At 51.9% G+C, this 13,573-nt stretch carries 9 protein-coding genes; 8 read left to right on the top strand and 1 reads right to left on the bottom strand.

What is annotated here, in order from left to right:
• The first annotated feature begins 141 nt into the window (after positions 1-141).
• From pepN to zapC, 3 genes are all read left to right on the top strand, one after another.
• The gene (gene pepN, locus ACE15A_RS14380; RefSeq protein ID WP_380911019.1) at positions 142-2,754 is read left to right on the top strand and encodes an aminopeptidase N; all 2,613 of its coding nucleotides are present in this window, start codon (positions 142-144) and stop codon (positions 2,752-2,754) included.
• A 207-nt stretch (positions 2,755-2,961) separates the two neighbouring features.
• Positions 2,962-3,972 carry a quinone-dependent dihydroorotate dehydrogenase gene (pyrD, locus tag ACE15A_RS14375; RefSeq protein WP_053509631.1) on the top strand — a complete coding sequence of 337 codons (1,011 nt, stop codon included), beginning with the start codon at positions 2,962-2,964 and terminating at the stop codon, positions 3,970-3,972.
• A 166-nt stretch (positions 3,973-4,138) separates the two neighbouring features.
• Positions 4,139-4,681 carry a cell division protein ZapC gene (gene zapC, locus ACE15A_RS14370; protein WP_001220671.1) on the top strand — a complete coding sequence of 181 codons (543 nt, stop codon included), beginning with the start codon at positions 4,139-4,141 and terminating at the stop codon, positions 4,679-4,681.
• Here zapC and ACE15A_RS14365 read toward each other — a convergent pair.
• On the bottom strand, positions 4,678-5,787 hold the full coding sequence (locus tag ACE15A_RS14365; RefSeq protein WP_023247042.1) for a YcbX family protein: 1,110 nt from the start codon (positions 5,785-5,787) through the stop codon (positions 4,678-4,680). The two genes, zapC and ACE15A_RS14365, sit on opposite strands and share 4 nt — an antisense overlap.
• Before the next feature lie 98 nt (positions 5,788-5,885).
• On the opposite strand from ACE15A_RS14365, the gene rlmKL reads away from it, so the two are divergent.
• From rlmKL to pqiC, 5 genes are read left to right on the top strand one after another with little or no spacing between them, the layout of a single operon-like run.
• Positions 5,886-7,994 (top strand): bifunctional 23S rRNA (guanine(2069)-N(7))-methyltransferase RlmK/23S rRNA (guanine(2445)-N(2))-methyltransferase RlmL, encoded by a 2,109-nt coding sequence (gene rlmKL / locus ACE15A_RS14360; RefSeq protein WP_053509633.1) that lies wholly within the window; start codon positions 5,886-5,888, stop codon positions 7,992-7,994.
• 12 nt (positions 7,995-8,006) lie between these two features.
• Positions 8,007-9,914, top strand: a complete 1,908-nt coding sequence (locus ACE15A_RS14355; protein ID WP_023247040.1) for an ABC transporter ATP-binding protein — start codon at positions 8,007-8,009, stop codon at positions 9,912-9,914.
• 14 nt (positions 9,915-9,928) lie between these two features.
• The gene (pqiA, locus tag ACE15A_RS14350; protein WP_053530141.1) at positions 9,929-11,182 is read left to right on the top strand and encodes a membrane integrity-associated transporter subunit PqiA; all 1,254 of its coding nucleotides are present in this window, start codon (positions 9,929-9,931) and stop codon (positions 11,180-11,182) included.
• Positions 11,183-11,186: 4 nt separating this feature from the next.
• The gene (gene pqiB, locus ACE15A_RS14345; protein ID WP_023247039.1) at positions 11,187-12,827 is read left to right on the top strand and encodes an intermembrane transport protein PqiB; all 1,641 of its coding nucleotides are present in this window, start codon (positions 11,187-11,189) and stop codon (positions 12,825-12,827) included.
• On the top strand, positions 12,824-13,387 hold the full coding sequence (pqiC, locus tag ACE15A_RS14340) for a membrane integrity-associated transporter subunit PqiC (RefSeq protein WP_053509638.1): 564 nt from the start codon (positions 12,824-12,826) through the stop codon (positions 13,385-13,387). Before pqiB ends, pqiC begins: the two co-directional genes overlap by 4 nt.
• Positions 13,388-13,573 lie beyond the last annotated feature (186 nt).

The raw sequence follows: 13,573 nt of genomic DNA, 5'->3' as shown, positions 1-13,573 counted from the left end.
GAGCGCATTTCGTGCCCCATGTTATAAAAATGTAGCAAAGAGGCTGTTTGTGCCTGAAAAGATGAACATTCTGCGTAGCGCGATTTGCGCAACAGGAATAGACTGGAGTCGACACTCTACAAAAGATGCGAAAGGTTTTTTATGACACAACAGCCACAAGCCAAATACCGCCACGACTATCGCGAGCCGGATTACCAGATTACTGATATTGACTTGACCTTTGACCTCGATGCCGAAAAAACCGTGGTCACCGCAATAAGCCAGGCTGTTCGTCATGGCGCGCCTGATGCGCCTCTTCGCCTTGATGGGGAAGATTTAACGCTGGTATCCCTCCACGTCAACGATGCGCCGTGGACAGCATATAAAGAAGAAGAAGGCGCGCTTATCATCAGCGACCTGCCAGAGCGTTTTACGTTACGCATTGTCAACGAGGTAGGTCCGGCGGCGAATACGGCGCTGGAAGGATTGTATCAGTCCGGCGATGCGCTCTGTACTCAGTGTGAAGCGGAGGGCTTCCGCCATATCACCTGGTATCTTGACCGCCCGGACGTACTGGCGCGATTTACCACCAAAATTATTGCCGATAAAACCAAATATCCGTTCCTGCTCTCCAATGGCAATCGTGTTGCGCAGGGCGAGCTGGAGAATGGCCGTCATTGGGTACAGTGGCAAGATCCGTTCCCAAAACCGTGTTATCTGTTTGCGCTGGTGGCCGGTGATTTTGACGTTCTGCGCGATACCTTTACCACCCGTTCCGGACGTGAAGTCGCGCTGGAACTGTACGTTGACCGCGGCAATCTGGATCGCGCGCCGTGGGCGATGACCTCGCTGAAGAATTCCATGAAATGGGATGAAACGCGTTTTGGACTCGAATATGACCTCGACATCTATATGATTGTCGCGGTGGATTTCTTTAATATGGGCGCGATGGAGAATAAAGGTCTCAATATCTTTAACTCCAAATATGTGTTGGCGCGTACCGATACCGCGACGGATAAAGATTATCTCGATATTGAGCGCGTGATAGGCCATGAGTATTTCCACAACTGGACCGGCAACCGCGTCACCTGCCGCGACTGGTTCCAGTTGAGCCTGAAAGAGGGGTTAACCGTTTTCCGCGATCAGGAATTTAGCTCTGATTTGGGGTCACGTGCGGTGAACCGCATCAGTAACGTGCGTACCATGCGCGGTTTACAATTTGCGGAAGACGCCAGCCCGATGGCGCATCCTATCCGCCCGGATAAAGTTATCGAAATGAATAACTTCTACACCCTCACCGTTTATGAAAAGGGCGCGGAAGTCATTCGCATGATCCACACGTTGCTGGGTGAGGAAAATTTCCAGAAGGGGATGCAGCTCTATTTTGAGCGCCATGACGGCAGCGCCGCGACGTGTGATGACTTTGTACAGGCGATGGAAGATGCTTCTAATGTCGATCTGTCCCATTTCCGCCGCTGGTACAGTCAGTCCGGTACGCCGATTGTAACGGTAAAAGATGATTATAATCCGGAAACCGAGCAGTACACGTTGACCATCAGCCAGCGCACTCCGGCGACGGCGGATCAGGCAGAGAAGCAGCCGCTGCATATTCCATTCGCCATTGAACTGTACGATAACGAAGGCAACGTTATTCCGTTGCAAAAAGGCGGTCATCCTGTCAATGCTGTGCTGAACGTCACGCAGGCGGAGCAGACATTTACCTTTGATAATGTCTACTTCCAGCCTGTTCCGGCCTTGCTGTGCGAGTTTTCAGCGCCGGTGAAACTGGAATATAAATGGAGCGATCAGCAACTGACGTTCCTGATGCGCCATGCGCGCAACGATTTCTCCCGTTGGGATGCGGCGCAAAGCCTGCTGGCCACTTACATTAAACTGAATGTGGCGCGTCATCAGCAGGGGCAGCCGTTATCGGTTCCGGTGCATGTCGCTGATGCGTTCCGCGCGGTGCTGTTGGATGAGAAAATCGATCCGGCGTTGGCCGCAGAAATTTTAACGTTGCCTTCGGCCAATGAAATTGCGGAGCTGTTTGAGGTCATCGACCCGATCGCCATTGCGCAAGTTCGTGAAGCGCTAACGCGTACGCTGGTGGCAGAACTGGCGGATGAGTTCCTTGCTATCTATAACGCCAATCATCTGGATGAGTATCGTGTTGATCACGGCGATATTGGTAAGCGCACGCTGCGCAATGCTTGCCTGCGCTTCCTGGCGTTCGGCGAGACGGAGCTGGCTAATACGCTGGTCAGCAAACAGTATCGCGACGCCAATAACATGACCGATGCGCTGGCGGCCCTGTCTGCTGCGGTGGCGGCGCAGTTGCCGTGCCGCGATACGCTGATGCAGGAATATGACGATAAGTGGCATCAGGACGGCCTGGTGATGGATAAATGGTTTATCCTGCAATCCACAAGCCCGGCGGAAAATGTACTGGAAACTGTACGCGGCCTGCTCAAACACCGTTCTTTCAGCATGAGCAATCCGAACCGCATCCGTTCATTGATTGGCGCGTTTGCCGGCAGTAACCCGGCGGCGTTCCATGCGCAAGACGGTAGCGGATACCAGTTTCTGGTCGAGATGCTGACCGATCTGAATAGTCGTAACCCGCAGGTTGCATCTCGCCTCATTGAACCGCTGATTCGTCTGAAACGTTATGATGGTAAGCGACAGGAGAAAATGCGTGCGGCGCTGGAGCAGTTAAAAGGACTGGAGAATCTTTCCGGCGATCTGTACGAGAAGATAACTAAAGCGTTAACCTGATCATATCCGCTATAAAAATGTAAGACATACCCGGTAAGCGTTAGCGCTGCCGGGCATTTTTTTGCCGGATGATGACGCTCCCTGGCGAAGCGTGAAGTGGGGCTGAAGGAAAACGATTGCTATTTATTGCCGTAGGTCAATTCCCTTTTGCACGGTTATCGCCCATAATACGCCCCCGGTTTGCACACCGGGAATCCAGGAGAGTTCATGTACTACCCCTTCGTTCGTAAAGCCCTTTTCCAGCTCGATCCAGAGCGCGCTCATGAATTTACATTTCAACAATTACGCCGCATTACAGGTACGCCGCTGGAAGCACTGGTGCGCCAGAAAGTACCAACAAAGCCGGTCACCTGCATGGGACTTACCTTTAAGAATCCACTGGGGCTGGCTGCCGGTCTGGATAAAGACGGGGAGTGCATCGACGCGCTAGGCGCGATGGGGTTTGGTTCCCTGGAAATCGGCACCGTGACGCCGCGCCCACAGCCGGGTAACGATAAGCCGCGTCTTTTTCGTCTGGTGGATGCTGAAGGTCTGATCAATCGGATGGGATTTAATAATCTGGGCGTCGATAACCTTGTCGAGAATGTTAAAAAGGCCCATTTTGATGGTATTCTGGGAATTAACATCGGTAAAAATAAAGATACCCCTGTCGAAAATGGCAAAGATGACTACCTGATTTGTATGGAAAAAGTCTATGCTTATGCGGGTTATATCGCCATTAATATTTCTTCGCCGAATACGCCAGGGTTACGCACGCTCCAGTATGGCGATGCGCTGGATGATCTATTGAGCGCCATTAAAAATAAGCAAAACGATCTTCAGGCGATCCATCATAAATATGTGCCGGTGGCGGTAAAGATCGCGCCGGATCTTTGTGAAGAAGAATTGATCCAGGTTGCCGATAGCCTGCTTCGACATAATATTGATGGCGTGATTGCGACAAATACCACCCTCGATCGTTCTCTGGTACAAGGAATGAAAAATTGCCAGCAAACGGGGGGATTAAGTGGCCGGCCATTACAATTAAAAAGCACAGAAATTATTGGCCGTTTATCCCAGGAGTTAAAAGGACAATTACCTATTATCGGCGTCGGCGGCATTGACTCAGTTATCGCCGCGCGCGAGAAGATAGCGGCAGGAGCAACTCTGGTACAAATTTATTCCGGCTTTATTTTTAAAGGCCCGCCATTGATTAAAGAAATCGTAACGCATATCTAAACTTTACCCTTTATCAGACAACCAGGGCTTTATTTCCGGCGCTGGTTGTTTTATATTTCTCCACTGTTGCTTATTTAGACATTTTGGGCTTTTATTATTGGGGTAATAAACGAAGCGGCAAAAGGACAATGCTGTTACAAATTGCTTAAAAGCGGGAGAGAGGCCAATGCGAATTAAACCTGACGATAACTGGCGCTGGTATTATGATGAAGAGCACGATCGTATGATGCTCGATCTCGCCAATGGTATGCTTTTTCGCTCGCGCTTCTCTCGTAAGATGCTTACGCCGGACGCGTTTTGCCCGACCGGTTTTTGTGTGGATGATGCCGCGCTCTATTTTTCCTTTGAAGAAAAATGCCGGGATTTCGAATTAACCAAAGAGCAACGCGCGGAGCTGGTGTTGAATGCGCTGGTGGCGATTCGTTATCTCAAACCGCAGATGCCAAAAAGCTGGCATTTTGTGGCGCATGGCGAAATGTGGACTCCGGGAACGGGTGATGCCGCAAGCGTCTGGTTAAGCGATACGGCGGAGCAGGTTAATTTGCTGGTCGTTGAGCCGGGAGAAAATGCCGCGTTGTGCCTTCTGGCCCAGCCGGGCGTGGTGATAGCAGGCCGAACTATGCAGCTTGGCGATGCGATTAAAATTATGAACGACAGGCTGAAACCGCAGGTTCACTGTCACAGTTTCAGCCTTGAACAAGCGGTTTAATTTTCCAGTCGTAACGCGGTTTTAGGCACGCAGCTACAGCTCAGAATCGTACCATCGTCGCCAATGGCCGATTTTTTCAGCGGGCTTACTTCGCCTTCCAGTAAACGTATCCGGCAGCAACCACAGATACCCGCCCGGCAAGAATACGGAATACGAATTCCCTGATTCTCCAACTGTTCCAGTAGCACCTGTTGATTATTCCCGCAGAAGGTTTGTCCTTGCCAGTCGATGGTCACGCTCGCATCCGGGTGTTTATCTGGCGTAATGCTGTCGTCGACCGCTGTGGCGCCATAGGCTTTTGCCGGGGCTGTTGCCAGAATCTCCACCTCATCGCCGACGCGAATGACGCCGCTATTGCGGGCGATCAGGTTCTGACCAAAATCCACATCGCCATTGTCCAGGGCGGTACGAAAAGCTTGCAGCGTCGCCAGCGGTTCGCCGGAGGGATGTTTTTGCCCCTTTTCGGGGCTGACGGTCGTAAAAATACAGCGGCTACAAGGTTTCACAACGTCAAAAATCACCTCGCCAATGCGAAGAACTTTCCAGTTATCTTCTTCCCAGGCCGCTACGCCGGAAACCACTAAGTTTGGGCGAAACTGTTCCATTTGTACGCCAGCCGGACAACGCTGTTGCAGATCGCGCAGCGAGGCTTCGTTAGTCAATAAATACGGGTAGCCATCGGCAAATCCCAGCGGCACCGCGTTATGCCGTTTAACCCGGCGCGTCAACTGCGGCCCAACCCAGCGCAACTGGACATCGCGGGAGAAAAAGCCGCTCAACCATTGATTAATCACCGTCGGAGCGACGCGAGCGGTAAAATGGTTTCCCCAGACTTCGGTCGGCGCATCCTGCGGGGTGAAATCCGTAAAGCGAACCAGTGAGCTACTGCCGTCTGGCGCGGTCAAATGGAGGCCGTCATGTAAGGGAGAGGGGGTAAAACGTACCATTTGTGGAAACTGGCGGGCGGTAATAAATGTACCGTCAGGCTCGGTAATCATGAAGATGCGATCAAAAGCCAGACCGCTGATATCTGCCAGCGCATGAGTCAGACCAATGCCGCGCATGGATTTGACCGGATGAATAAAGAGCCGTGATAACGTCGCCACCGTACAGTCCCTCAAATGAAAATAAGCCTTCAACTTTATGACATGGGCGTGAGATTAGCTATAATGCGCAACAATTTTCTTAGCGTAAAAGTGACAATATGAATTCTCTGTTTGCCAGTACGGCCCGCGGGCTGGAAGAGCTGTTAAAAACTGAACTGGAAAAACTGGGCGCCGTAGAGTGTCAGGTTGTTCAGGGTGGGGTCCATTTTCAGGGCGACACGCGGCTTATTTACCAGAGCCTGATGTGGAGCCGCCTGGCCTCGCGTATTATCCTGCCGATGGGCGAGTGCAAGGTCTACAGCGATCTCGATCTTTATCTCGGCGTTCAGGCGATAAACTGGACAGAGATTTTTAATCCTGGTGCGACGTTTGCGGTGCATTTCAGCGGCCTGAACGACACCATCCGTAATAGTCAGTATGGCGCGATGAAAGTTAAGGACGCGATTGTCGATGCATTTACGCGGAAAAATCTTCCGCGTCCAAATGTGGACCGCGAATCGCCGGACCTCCGTATTAACGTCTGGCTGAATAAAGAAACTGCCAGCATTGCGCTGGATCTCAGCGGTGATGGCCTGCACCTGCGCGGTTATCGCGATCGCGCCGGTCTGGCGCCAATCAAAGAGACGCTGGCGGCGGCGATTGTTATGCGTTCCGGCTGGCAGCCGGGTACGCCGCTGCTCGACCCTATGTGTGGTTCCGGGACATTATTGATTGAGGCCGCGATGTGGGCGACCGATCGCGCACCGGGACTGCACCGTGGCCACTGGGGATTTAGCGGCTGGGCGCAGCATGACGAGACTATCTGGCAGGAAGTGAAAGCCGAAGCACAGACCCGGGCGCGTAAGGGACTGGCGGAGTATTCCTCTCATTTCTACGGTTCCGACAGCGATGCGCGCGTCATTGAGCGGGCGCGCAGCAACGCCCGTCGCGCTGGTATCGGCGAGCTAATCACCTTTGAAGTGAAAGATGTGGCGCAACTGAGCAATCCGTTGCCGAAAGGCCCGTATGGTACGGTTATCAGTAACCCGCCTTACGGCGAACGTCTGGACAGCGAACCGGCGCTGATTGCGCTGCACAGTCTGCTGGGCCGTATCATGAAAAATCAGTTTGGCGGCTGGAACCTGTCGCTGTTCAGCGCCTCGCCCGATCTGCTGGGCAGCCTGCAACTGCGTGCCGACAAACAGTTTAAAGCCAAGAATGGCCCGCTGGACTGCGTGCAGAAAAACTATCATATTGCGAAAACCACCGCAGACAGTAAACCGGCGACGGTGGCGGAAGATTACGCTAATCGCCTGCGTAAGAATCTTAAAAAGCTGGAAAAATGGGCGCGCCAGGAAGGCATTGAATGTTATCGCTTGTATGATGCCGACCTGCCGGAATATAACGTGGCGGTAGACCGTTACGGCGACTGGGCGGTGATTCAGGAATATGCGCCGCCGAAAACAGTGGATGCGCAAAAAGCGCGGCAGCGTTTGTTCGATATTATTGCGGCAACCTTGTCAGTGCTCGGTATTGCGCCGAATAAACTGGTGTTAAAAACCCGCGAACGGCAAAAAGGAAAAAATCAGTATCAGAAAATGAGCGAGAAGGGCGAGTTCCTTGAGGTCAGCGAATATAATGCGCGCTTATGGGTAAATCTGACGGATTATCTCGACACCGGTCTGTTCCTCGATCACCGTATTGCCCGCAGGATGCTGGGAGAGATGAGTCAAGGCAAAGATTTCCTGAATCTCTTTTCTTATACCGGCAGCGCCAGCGTACATGCGGGTCTGGGCGGCGCGCGCAGCACCACAACGGTGGATATGTCCCGCACCTATCTGGAGTGGGCCGAACGTAATTTGCGTCTGAACGGACTGAGCGGTCGCGCGCATCGCCTGATTCAGGCCGACTGCCTGGGCTGGCTGCGCGAGGCGAATGAACAGTTCGATTTGATCTTTATCGATCCGCCGACGTTCTCTAACTCAAAACGTATGGAAGAGTCGTTTGATGTTCAGCGCGATCATGTCGCGTTAATGAAAGATTTAAAACGCCTGCTGCGTAAAGGCGGCACCATCATGTTCTCAAATAATAAGCGCGGATTCCGTATGGATCTGGAAGGTCTGGCCGAACTGGGGCTTACAGCACAAGAAATTACGCAAAAAACGCTCTCCCCGGATTTTGCCCGTAACCGTCAGATCCATAATTGCTGGCTGATCCGCGCTGCCTGAAAGGAAAAGTAAATGTCATTAATCAGTATGCATGGCGCATGGCTGTCGTTCAGCGACGCGCCGCTTCTCGATAACGCAGAGTTGCATATCGAAGATAACGAACGCGTCTGTCTGGTGGGGCGTAACGGCGCCGGGAAATCCACCTTGATGAAGATCCTCAACCGCGAACAGGGTCTGGACGATGGGCGTATTATTTATGAGCAGGATCTGATCGTCGCGCGTCTGCAACAGGACCCGCCGCGTAATATTGCGGGCAGCGTCTATGACTTTGTCGCCGAAGGTATCGAAGAACAAGCGGAATACCTCAAACGCTATCATGAGATTTCCCGTCTGGTGATGAGCGATCCCAGCGAGAAAAACCTCAATGAAATGGCGCGCGTACAGGAGCAGCTCGATCATCATAATCTGTGGCAGTTGGAAAACCGTATTAATGAAGTGCTGGCGCAGCTTGGACTCGATCCTAACGCCGCGCTGTCGTCGCTCTCCGGCGGCTGGCTGCGTAAAGCCGCGCTGGGTCGGGCGCTGGTCAGCAATCCGCGCGTATTGTTACTGGATGAACCGACTAACCATCTGGATATCGAAACCATCGACTGGCTGGAAGGGTTTCTGAAAACCTTTAACGGAACGATTATTTTTATCTCTCACGATCGTTCGTTTATTCGCAATATGGCGACCCGCATTGTCGATCTCGATCGTGGCAAACTGGTCACCTATCCGGGAAATTACGATCAATACCTGCTAGAGAAAGAAGAAGCGCTGCGCGTAGAAGAGCTACAAAACGCGGAGTTTGATCGCAAACTGGCGCAGGAAGAAGTCTGGATTCGCCAGGGTATCAAGGCGCGCCGCACCCGTAATGAAGGGCGTGTGCGGGCGTTAAAAGCGATGCGCCGTGAACGCAGCGAGCGTCGTGAAGTGATGGGCACGGCGAAGATGCAGGTCGAAGAGGCGACGCGCTCCGGTAAAATCGTTTTTGAGATGGAAAATGTCGATTACCAGGTAGAAGGAAAACAACTGGTAAAAGATTTCTCAGCTCAGGTACAGCGCGGCGACAAGATTGCGTTAATTGGCCCGAACGGCTGCGGTAAAACCACGTTACTGAAACTGATGCTGGGACAGCTTCAGGCTGACAGCGGGCGTATCCATGTGGGAACGAAGCTGGAAGTCGCCTACTTCGATCAGCATCGCGCCGAACTGGACCCGGAAAAAACCGTGATGGATAACCTTGCGGAAGGCAAGCAAGAGGTAATGGTAAACGGTAAACCGCGCCATGTACTGGGCTATTTGCAGGACTTCCTGTTTCACCCCAAACGGGCGATGACGCCAGTTCGCGCGCTTTCCGGCGGCGAACGTAACCGTCTGCTGCTGGCGCGACTCTTCCTCAAGCCGAGCAATCTTTTAATTCTCGATGAACCAACGAACGATCTTGACGTCGAAACGCTGGAACTATTAGAAGAATTAATTGATGGCTATCAGGGCACGGTGCTACTGGTCAGCCACGATCGCCAATTTGTCGATAATACCGTGACGGAATGCTGGATTTTCGAAGGCGGCGGCAAAATCGGACGTTATATCGGCGGCTACCATGATGCGCGTGCGCAGCAAGCGCAGCATCTGGCGACGAAACAGCCGATGGTGAAAAAAAATGAGGAAGTTATTGCCCCTAAAGCAGAAATTGTAAAACGGGGCAGTAGCAAACTAAGCTATAAACTGCAGCGCGAGCTGGAGCAATTACCCGGTCAGCTTGAAGACCTGGAAGCGAAGCTGGAAGCGCTACAGGCGCAGGTTGCGGATGCGGCCTTTTTTAGCCAGCCCCATGAGCAAACGCAAAAAGTTCTGGCCGATTTAAGTCAGGTGGAGCAAGAACTTGAGCAAGCCTTCGAACGTTGGGAGTATCTTGAAGGCCTGAAAAACGGGGCATAATTAAAGGAGCGCCTATGTGTGAACATCACCATGCTGCGAAGCACATATTGTGCCCGCAATGTGACATGCTGGTGGCTTTACCCCGCCTCTCGCATGGACAAAAAGCAGCATGTCCACGATGCGGCGCAACGTTAACGACCGAGTGGGACGCGCCCCGGCAGCGTCCTACCGCCTATGCGTTAGCGGCACTATTTATGTTGCTGCTTTCTAACCTGTTTCCCTTCGTGAATATGAATGTCGCGGGTGTCACCAGCGAAGTCACGCTTCTGGAAATCCCCGGGGTCATGTTTTCTGAAGATTACGCCAGCCTCGGCACGTTCTTTTTATTATTTGTCCAACTGGTGCCGGCATTTTGCCTGGTGACCATTTTATTGCTCGTCAACCGAGCCAATCTGCCGTTGTCGGTAAAAAAAACGCTGGCGCGGATCTTTTTCCTCCTGAAATCGTGGGGAATGGCGGAGATATTTCTCGCCGGGGTGCTGGTCAGCTTTGTTAAGCTGATGGCCTACGGCGATATCGGCATCGGCAACAGTTTTATTCCCTGGTGCTTATTTTGTCTCGTTCAACTGCGGGCATTCCAGTGTGTTGATCGCCGTTGGTTGTGGGATGATATCGCCCCTCAGCCGGCGTTGGCGCAGCCGTTAACGCCGGGGATTACCGGTATCCGGCAATCTTTGCGCTCCTGCGCCTGCTGCACGGCGATCCTGCCTGCGAAGAGTCTCGTTTGTCCGCGTTGCCATACGAAAGGCTATGTCCGGCGTAAGAACAGTTTGCAATGGACGCTGGCGTTATTATTTACCTCGATCATGCTTTATCTACCCGCCAATATTTTGCCGATTATGATTACCGATTTATTGGGCTCGAAAATGCCGTCGACCATTCTGGCTGGCGTGATTTTGCTGTGGAGTGAGGGGTCTTATCCGGTTGCGGCGGTTATCTTTCTCGCCAGTATTATGGTGCCGACGCTAAAAATGATCGCCATTGCCTGGCTTTGTTGGGATGCGAAAGGCCACGGTAAACGCGACAGTGAGCGGATGCATTTTATTTATGAAGTAGTGGAGTTTGTGGGGCGCTGGTCAATGATTGATGTATTTGTCATTGCCGTACTCTCTGCGCTGGTGCGTATGGGAGGGTTAATGAATATTTATCCTGCGATGGGTGCGTTGATGTTTGCTTTAGTCGTCATAATGACAATGTTTTCTGCGATGACCTTTGATCCGCGTCTGTCGTGGGATCGTGAATACGAACCAGGCCATGAGGAGTCCTGATAGCATGGAACCTAAAAAAGGGGAAGCCAAAGTACAAAAGGTGAAAAATTGGTCGCCTGTCTGGATATTCCCGATTGTTACTGCGCTTATCGGAGCCTGGATTCTGTTTTATCACTACAGCCACCAGGGACCGGAAGTTACCTTAATCACCACCAATGCGGAAGGTATTGAAGGCGGAAAAACGACGATTAAAAGTCGCAGCGTGGATGTCGGCGTGGTTGAAAGCGCGACGCTGACTGACGATCTGACCCATGTACAAATCAAAGCGCGGCTTCATTCCGGTATGGAAAAGTTGTTGCATAAAGACTCGGTATTTTGGGTCGTAAAACCGCAGGTGGGGCGTGAAGGCATCAGTGGGCTTGGGACGTTGTTATCAGGCGCGTATATTGAACTACAACCAGGGAGCAAGGGCAGTCAGCCGGAAAGCTATCAGCTTCTTGATTCACCGCCGTTGGCGCCGCCCGATGCCAAAGGTATTCGTGTGATTCTGGACAGCAAAAAGGCTGGCCAGCTCAGTCCTGGCGATCCTGTTCTGTTCCGAGGCTATCGGGTGGGGTCCGTTGAAACCAGCTCTTTCGATCCGCAAAAACGGACAATGAGCTATCAGTTGTTCATTAAGGCGCCAAACGATCGGCTGGTCACCAGTAATGTACGATTCTGGAAAGATAGCGGTATCGCTGTGGATCTGACATCTGCGGGAATGCGCGTGGAAATGGGATCGTTGACGACGCTGTTTGGCGGCGGGGTGAGTTTTGACGTGCCGGAAGGACTTGAGCAGGGACAACCCGTCGCCGAAAAAACGGCGTTTAATCTCTACGACGATCAAAAAAGTATTCAGGATTCGCTGTACACCGATCATATCGATTACCTGATGTTCTTTAAAGATTCGGTGCGCGGATTGCAACCTGGCGCGCCGCTGGAGTTCCGCGGTATTCGTCTGGGGACGGTAAGCAAAGTGCCTTTCTTTGCGTCTGATATGCGTCAGGTGTTTAACGATGATTACCGTATTCCTGTGCTGGTGCGCATTGAACCGGAGCGTCTGAAAGCGCAACTGGGAGAAAATGCAGATGTTGGCGCGCATTTGACGGAACTGCTTAAGCGCGGTTTACGCGCTTCGCTTAAAACAGGTAACTTGGTTACCGGGGCGCTGTATGTCGATCTGGACTTTTATCCCAAGGAGCCGCCGATTACCGGGCTACGCGAATTTGATGGCTATGAAATTATTCCTACCGTCAGCAGCGGCCTGGCGCAAATTCAACAGCGGCTGGTGGAAACGTTGGATAAGATTAACAACCTGCCGCTGAATCCGATGATTGAACAAGTGACCAATACGCTGTCTGAAAGCCAGCGCACTATGCGTCGGCTGCAAACCACGCTGGATAATATGAACAAGATTACCTCCAGTCAGTCGATGCAGCAGCTTCCGGCGGATATGCAAACGACGTTACGCGAACTTAATCGCAGTATGCAAGGCTTCCAGCCTGGATCGGCAGCGTATAACAAAATGGTGGCGGATATGCAGCGTCTCGATCAGGTGCTTCGTGAGTTACAACCGGTGTTGAAGACTTTGAACGAGAAAAGCAACGCGCTGGTATTTGAAGCGAAGGATAAAAAAGATCCCGAGCCTAAGAGGGCGAAACAATGAAAAAATGGCTAGTCGTGATAATGGCGTTCTGGCTGGCGTCATGTAGCTCCGGCAGAGAGAATAAAAGCTATTATCAGCTCCCGATAGCGCAAAGTGGTGTGCAAAGCACTACGAGCCAGGGCAACCGCCTCTTATGGGTAGAGCAGGTTTCCGTACCTGACTATCTGGCAGGTAACGGCGTGGTGTATCAAACCAGTGATGTCCAGTATGTGATTGCCAATAACAATCTATGGGCCAGCCCGCTGGATCAGCAATTGCGTAACACTCTGGTGGCAAATCTTAGCGCCCGGCTTCCTGGCTGGGTCGTCGCTTCTCAGCCATTGGGAACAACCCAGGATACGTTAAACGTGACTGTAACCGGGTTCCATGGACGTTACGATGGTAAGGTTATCGTGAGCGGGGAGTGGCTATTAAACCACAACGGACAACTGATTAAGCGGCCTTTCCATATTGAAGCCAGCCAGCAGAAAGATGGCTATGATGAAATGGTCAAAGTACTGGCGAGCGCATGGAGCCAGGAAGCGGCCGTTATCGCTGATGAGATAAAACGGCTTCCCTGAGATAAAAGTAATGTAAATTTAACCGCTTCAGGTCATGCGCCTGAGGCGGTTTTTTTACGTTTAACGCCGGAAAAATAGTTGTTCTGGCTCACATTTTTTGTACAAATGATTTTCCGTATAGCTCACAAATATGACATTGGTGTGAATTTTGCGCATTGACGGGCGATCCATTTAGAGGTATTCGTG

It is taken from the genome of Salmonella sp. HY31, assembly GCF_042604575.1.
GTDB lineage: Bacteria > Pseudomonadota > Gammaproteobacteria > Enterobacterales > Enterobacteriaceae > Salmonella > Salmonella diarizonae.
Note: the sequence above shows the minus strand (reverse complement) of the source record. Positions and strands in the feature narration are given on the sequence as shown.

Bases quoted from the DNA above. Each gene is read 5' to 3' on its own strand.
- pqiA (WP_053530141.1), top strand. From the start codon at position 9,929: ATGTGTGAACATCACCATGCTGCGAAGCACATATTGTGCCCGCAATGT.
- pqiC (WP_053509638.1), top strand. From the start codon at position 12,824: ATGAAAAAATGGCTAGTCGTGATAATGGCGTTCTGGCTGGCGTCATGT.
- pepN (WP_380911019.1), top strand. From the start codon at position 142: ATGACACAACAGCCACAAGCCAAATACCGCCACGACTATCGCGAGCCG.
- rlmKL (WP_053509633.1), top strand. From the start codon at position 5,886: ATGAATTCTCTGTTTGCCAGTACGGCCCGCGGGCTGGAAGAGCTGTTA.
- pqiB (WP_023247039.1), top strand. From the start codon at position 11,187: ATGGAACCTAAAAAAGGGGAAGCCAAAGTACAAAAGGTGAAAAATTGG.
- ACE15A_RS14355 (WP_023247040.1), top strand. From the start codon at position 8,007: ATGTCATTAATCAGTATGCATGGCGCATGGCTGTCGTTCAGCGACGCG.
- pyrD (WP_053509631.1), top strand. From the start codon at position 2,962: ATGTACTACCCCTTCGTTCGTAAAGCCCTTTTCCAGCTCGATCCAGAG.
- zapC (WP_001220671.1), top strand. From the start codon at position 4,139: ATGCGAATTAAACCTGACGATAACTGGCGCTGGTATTATGATGAAGAG.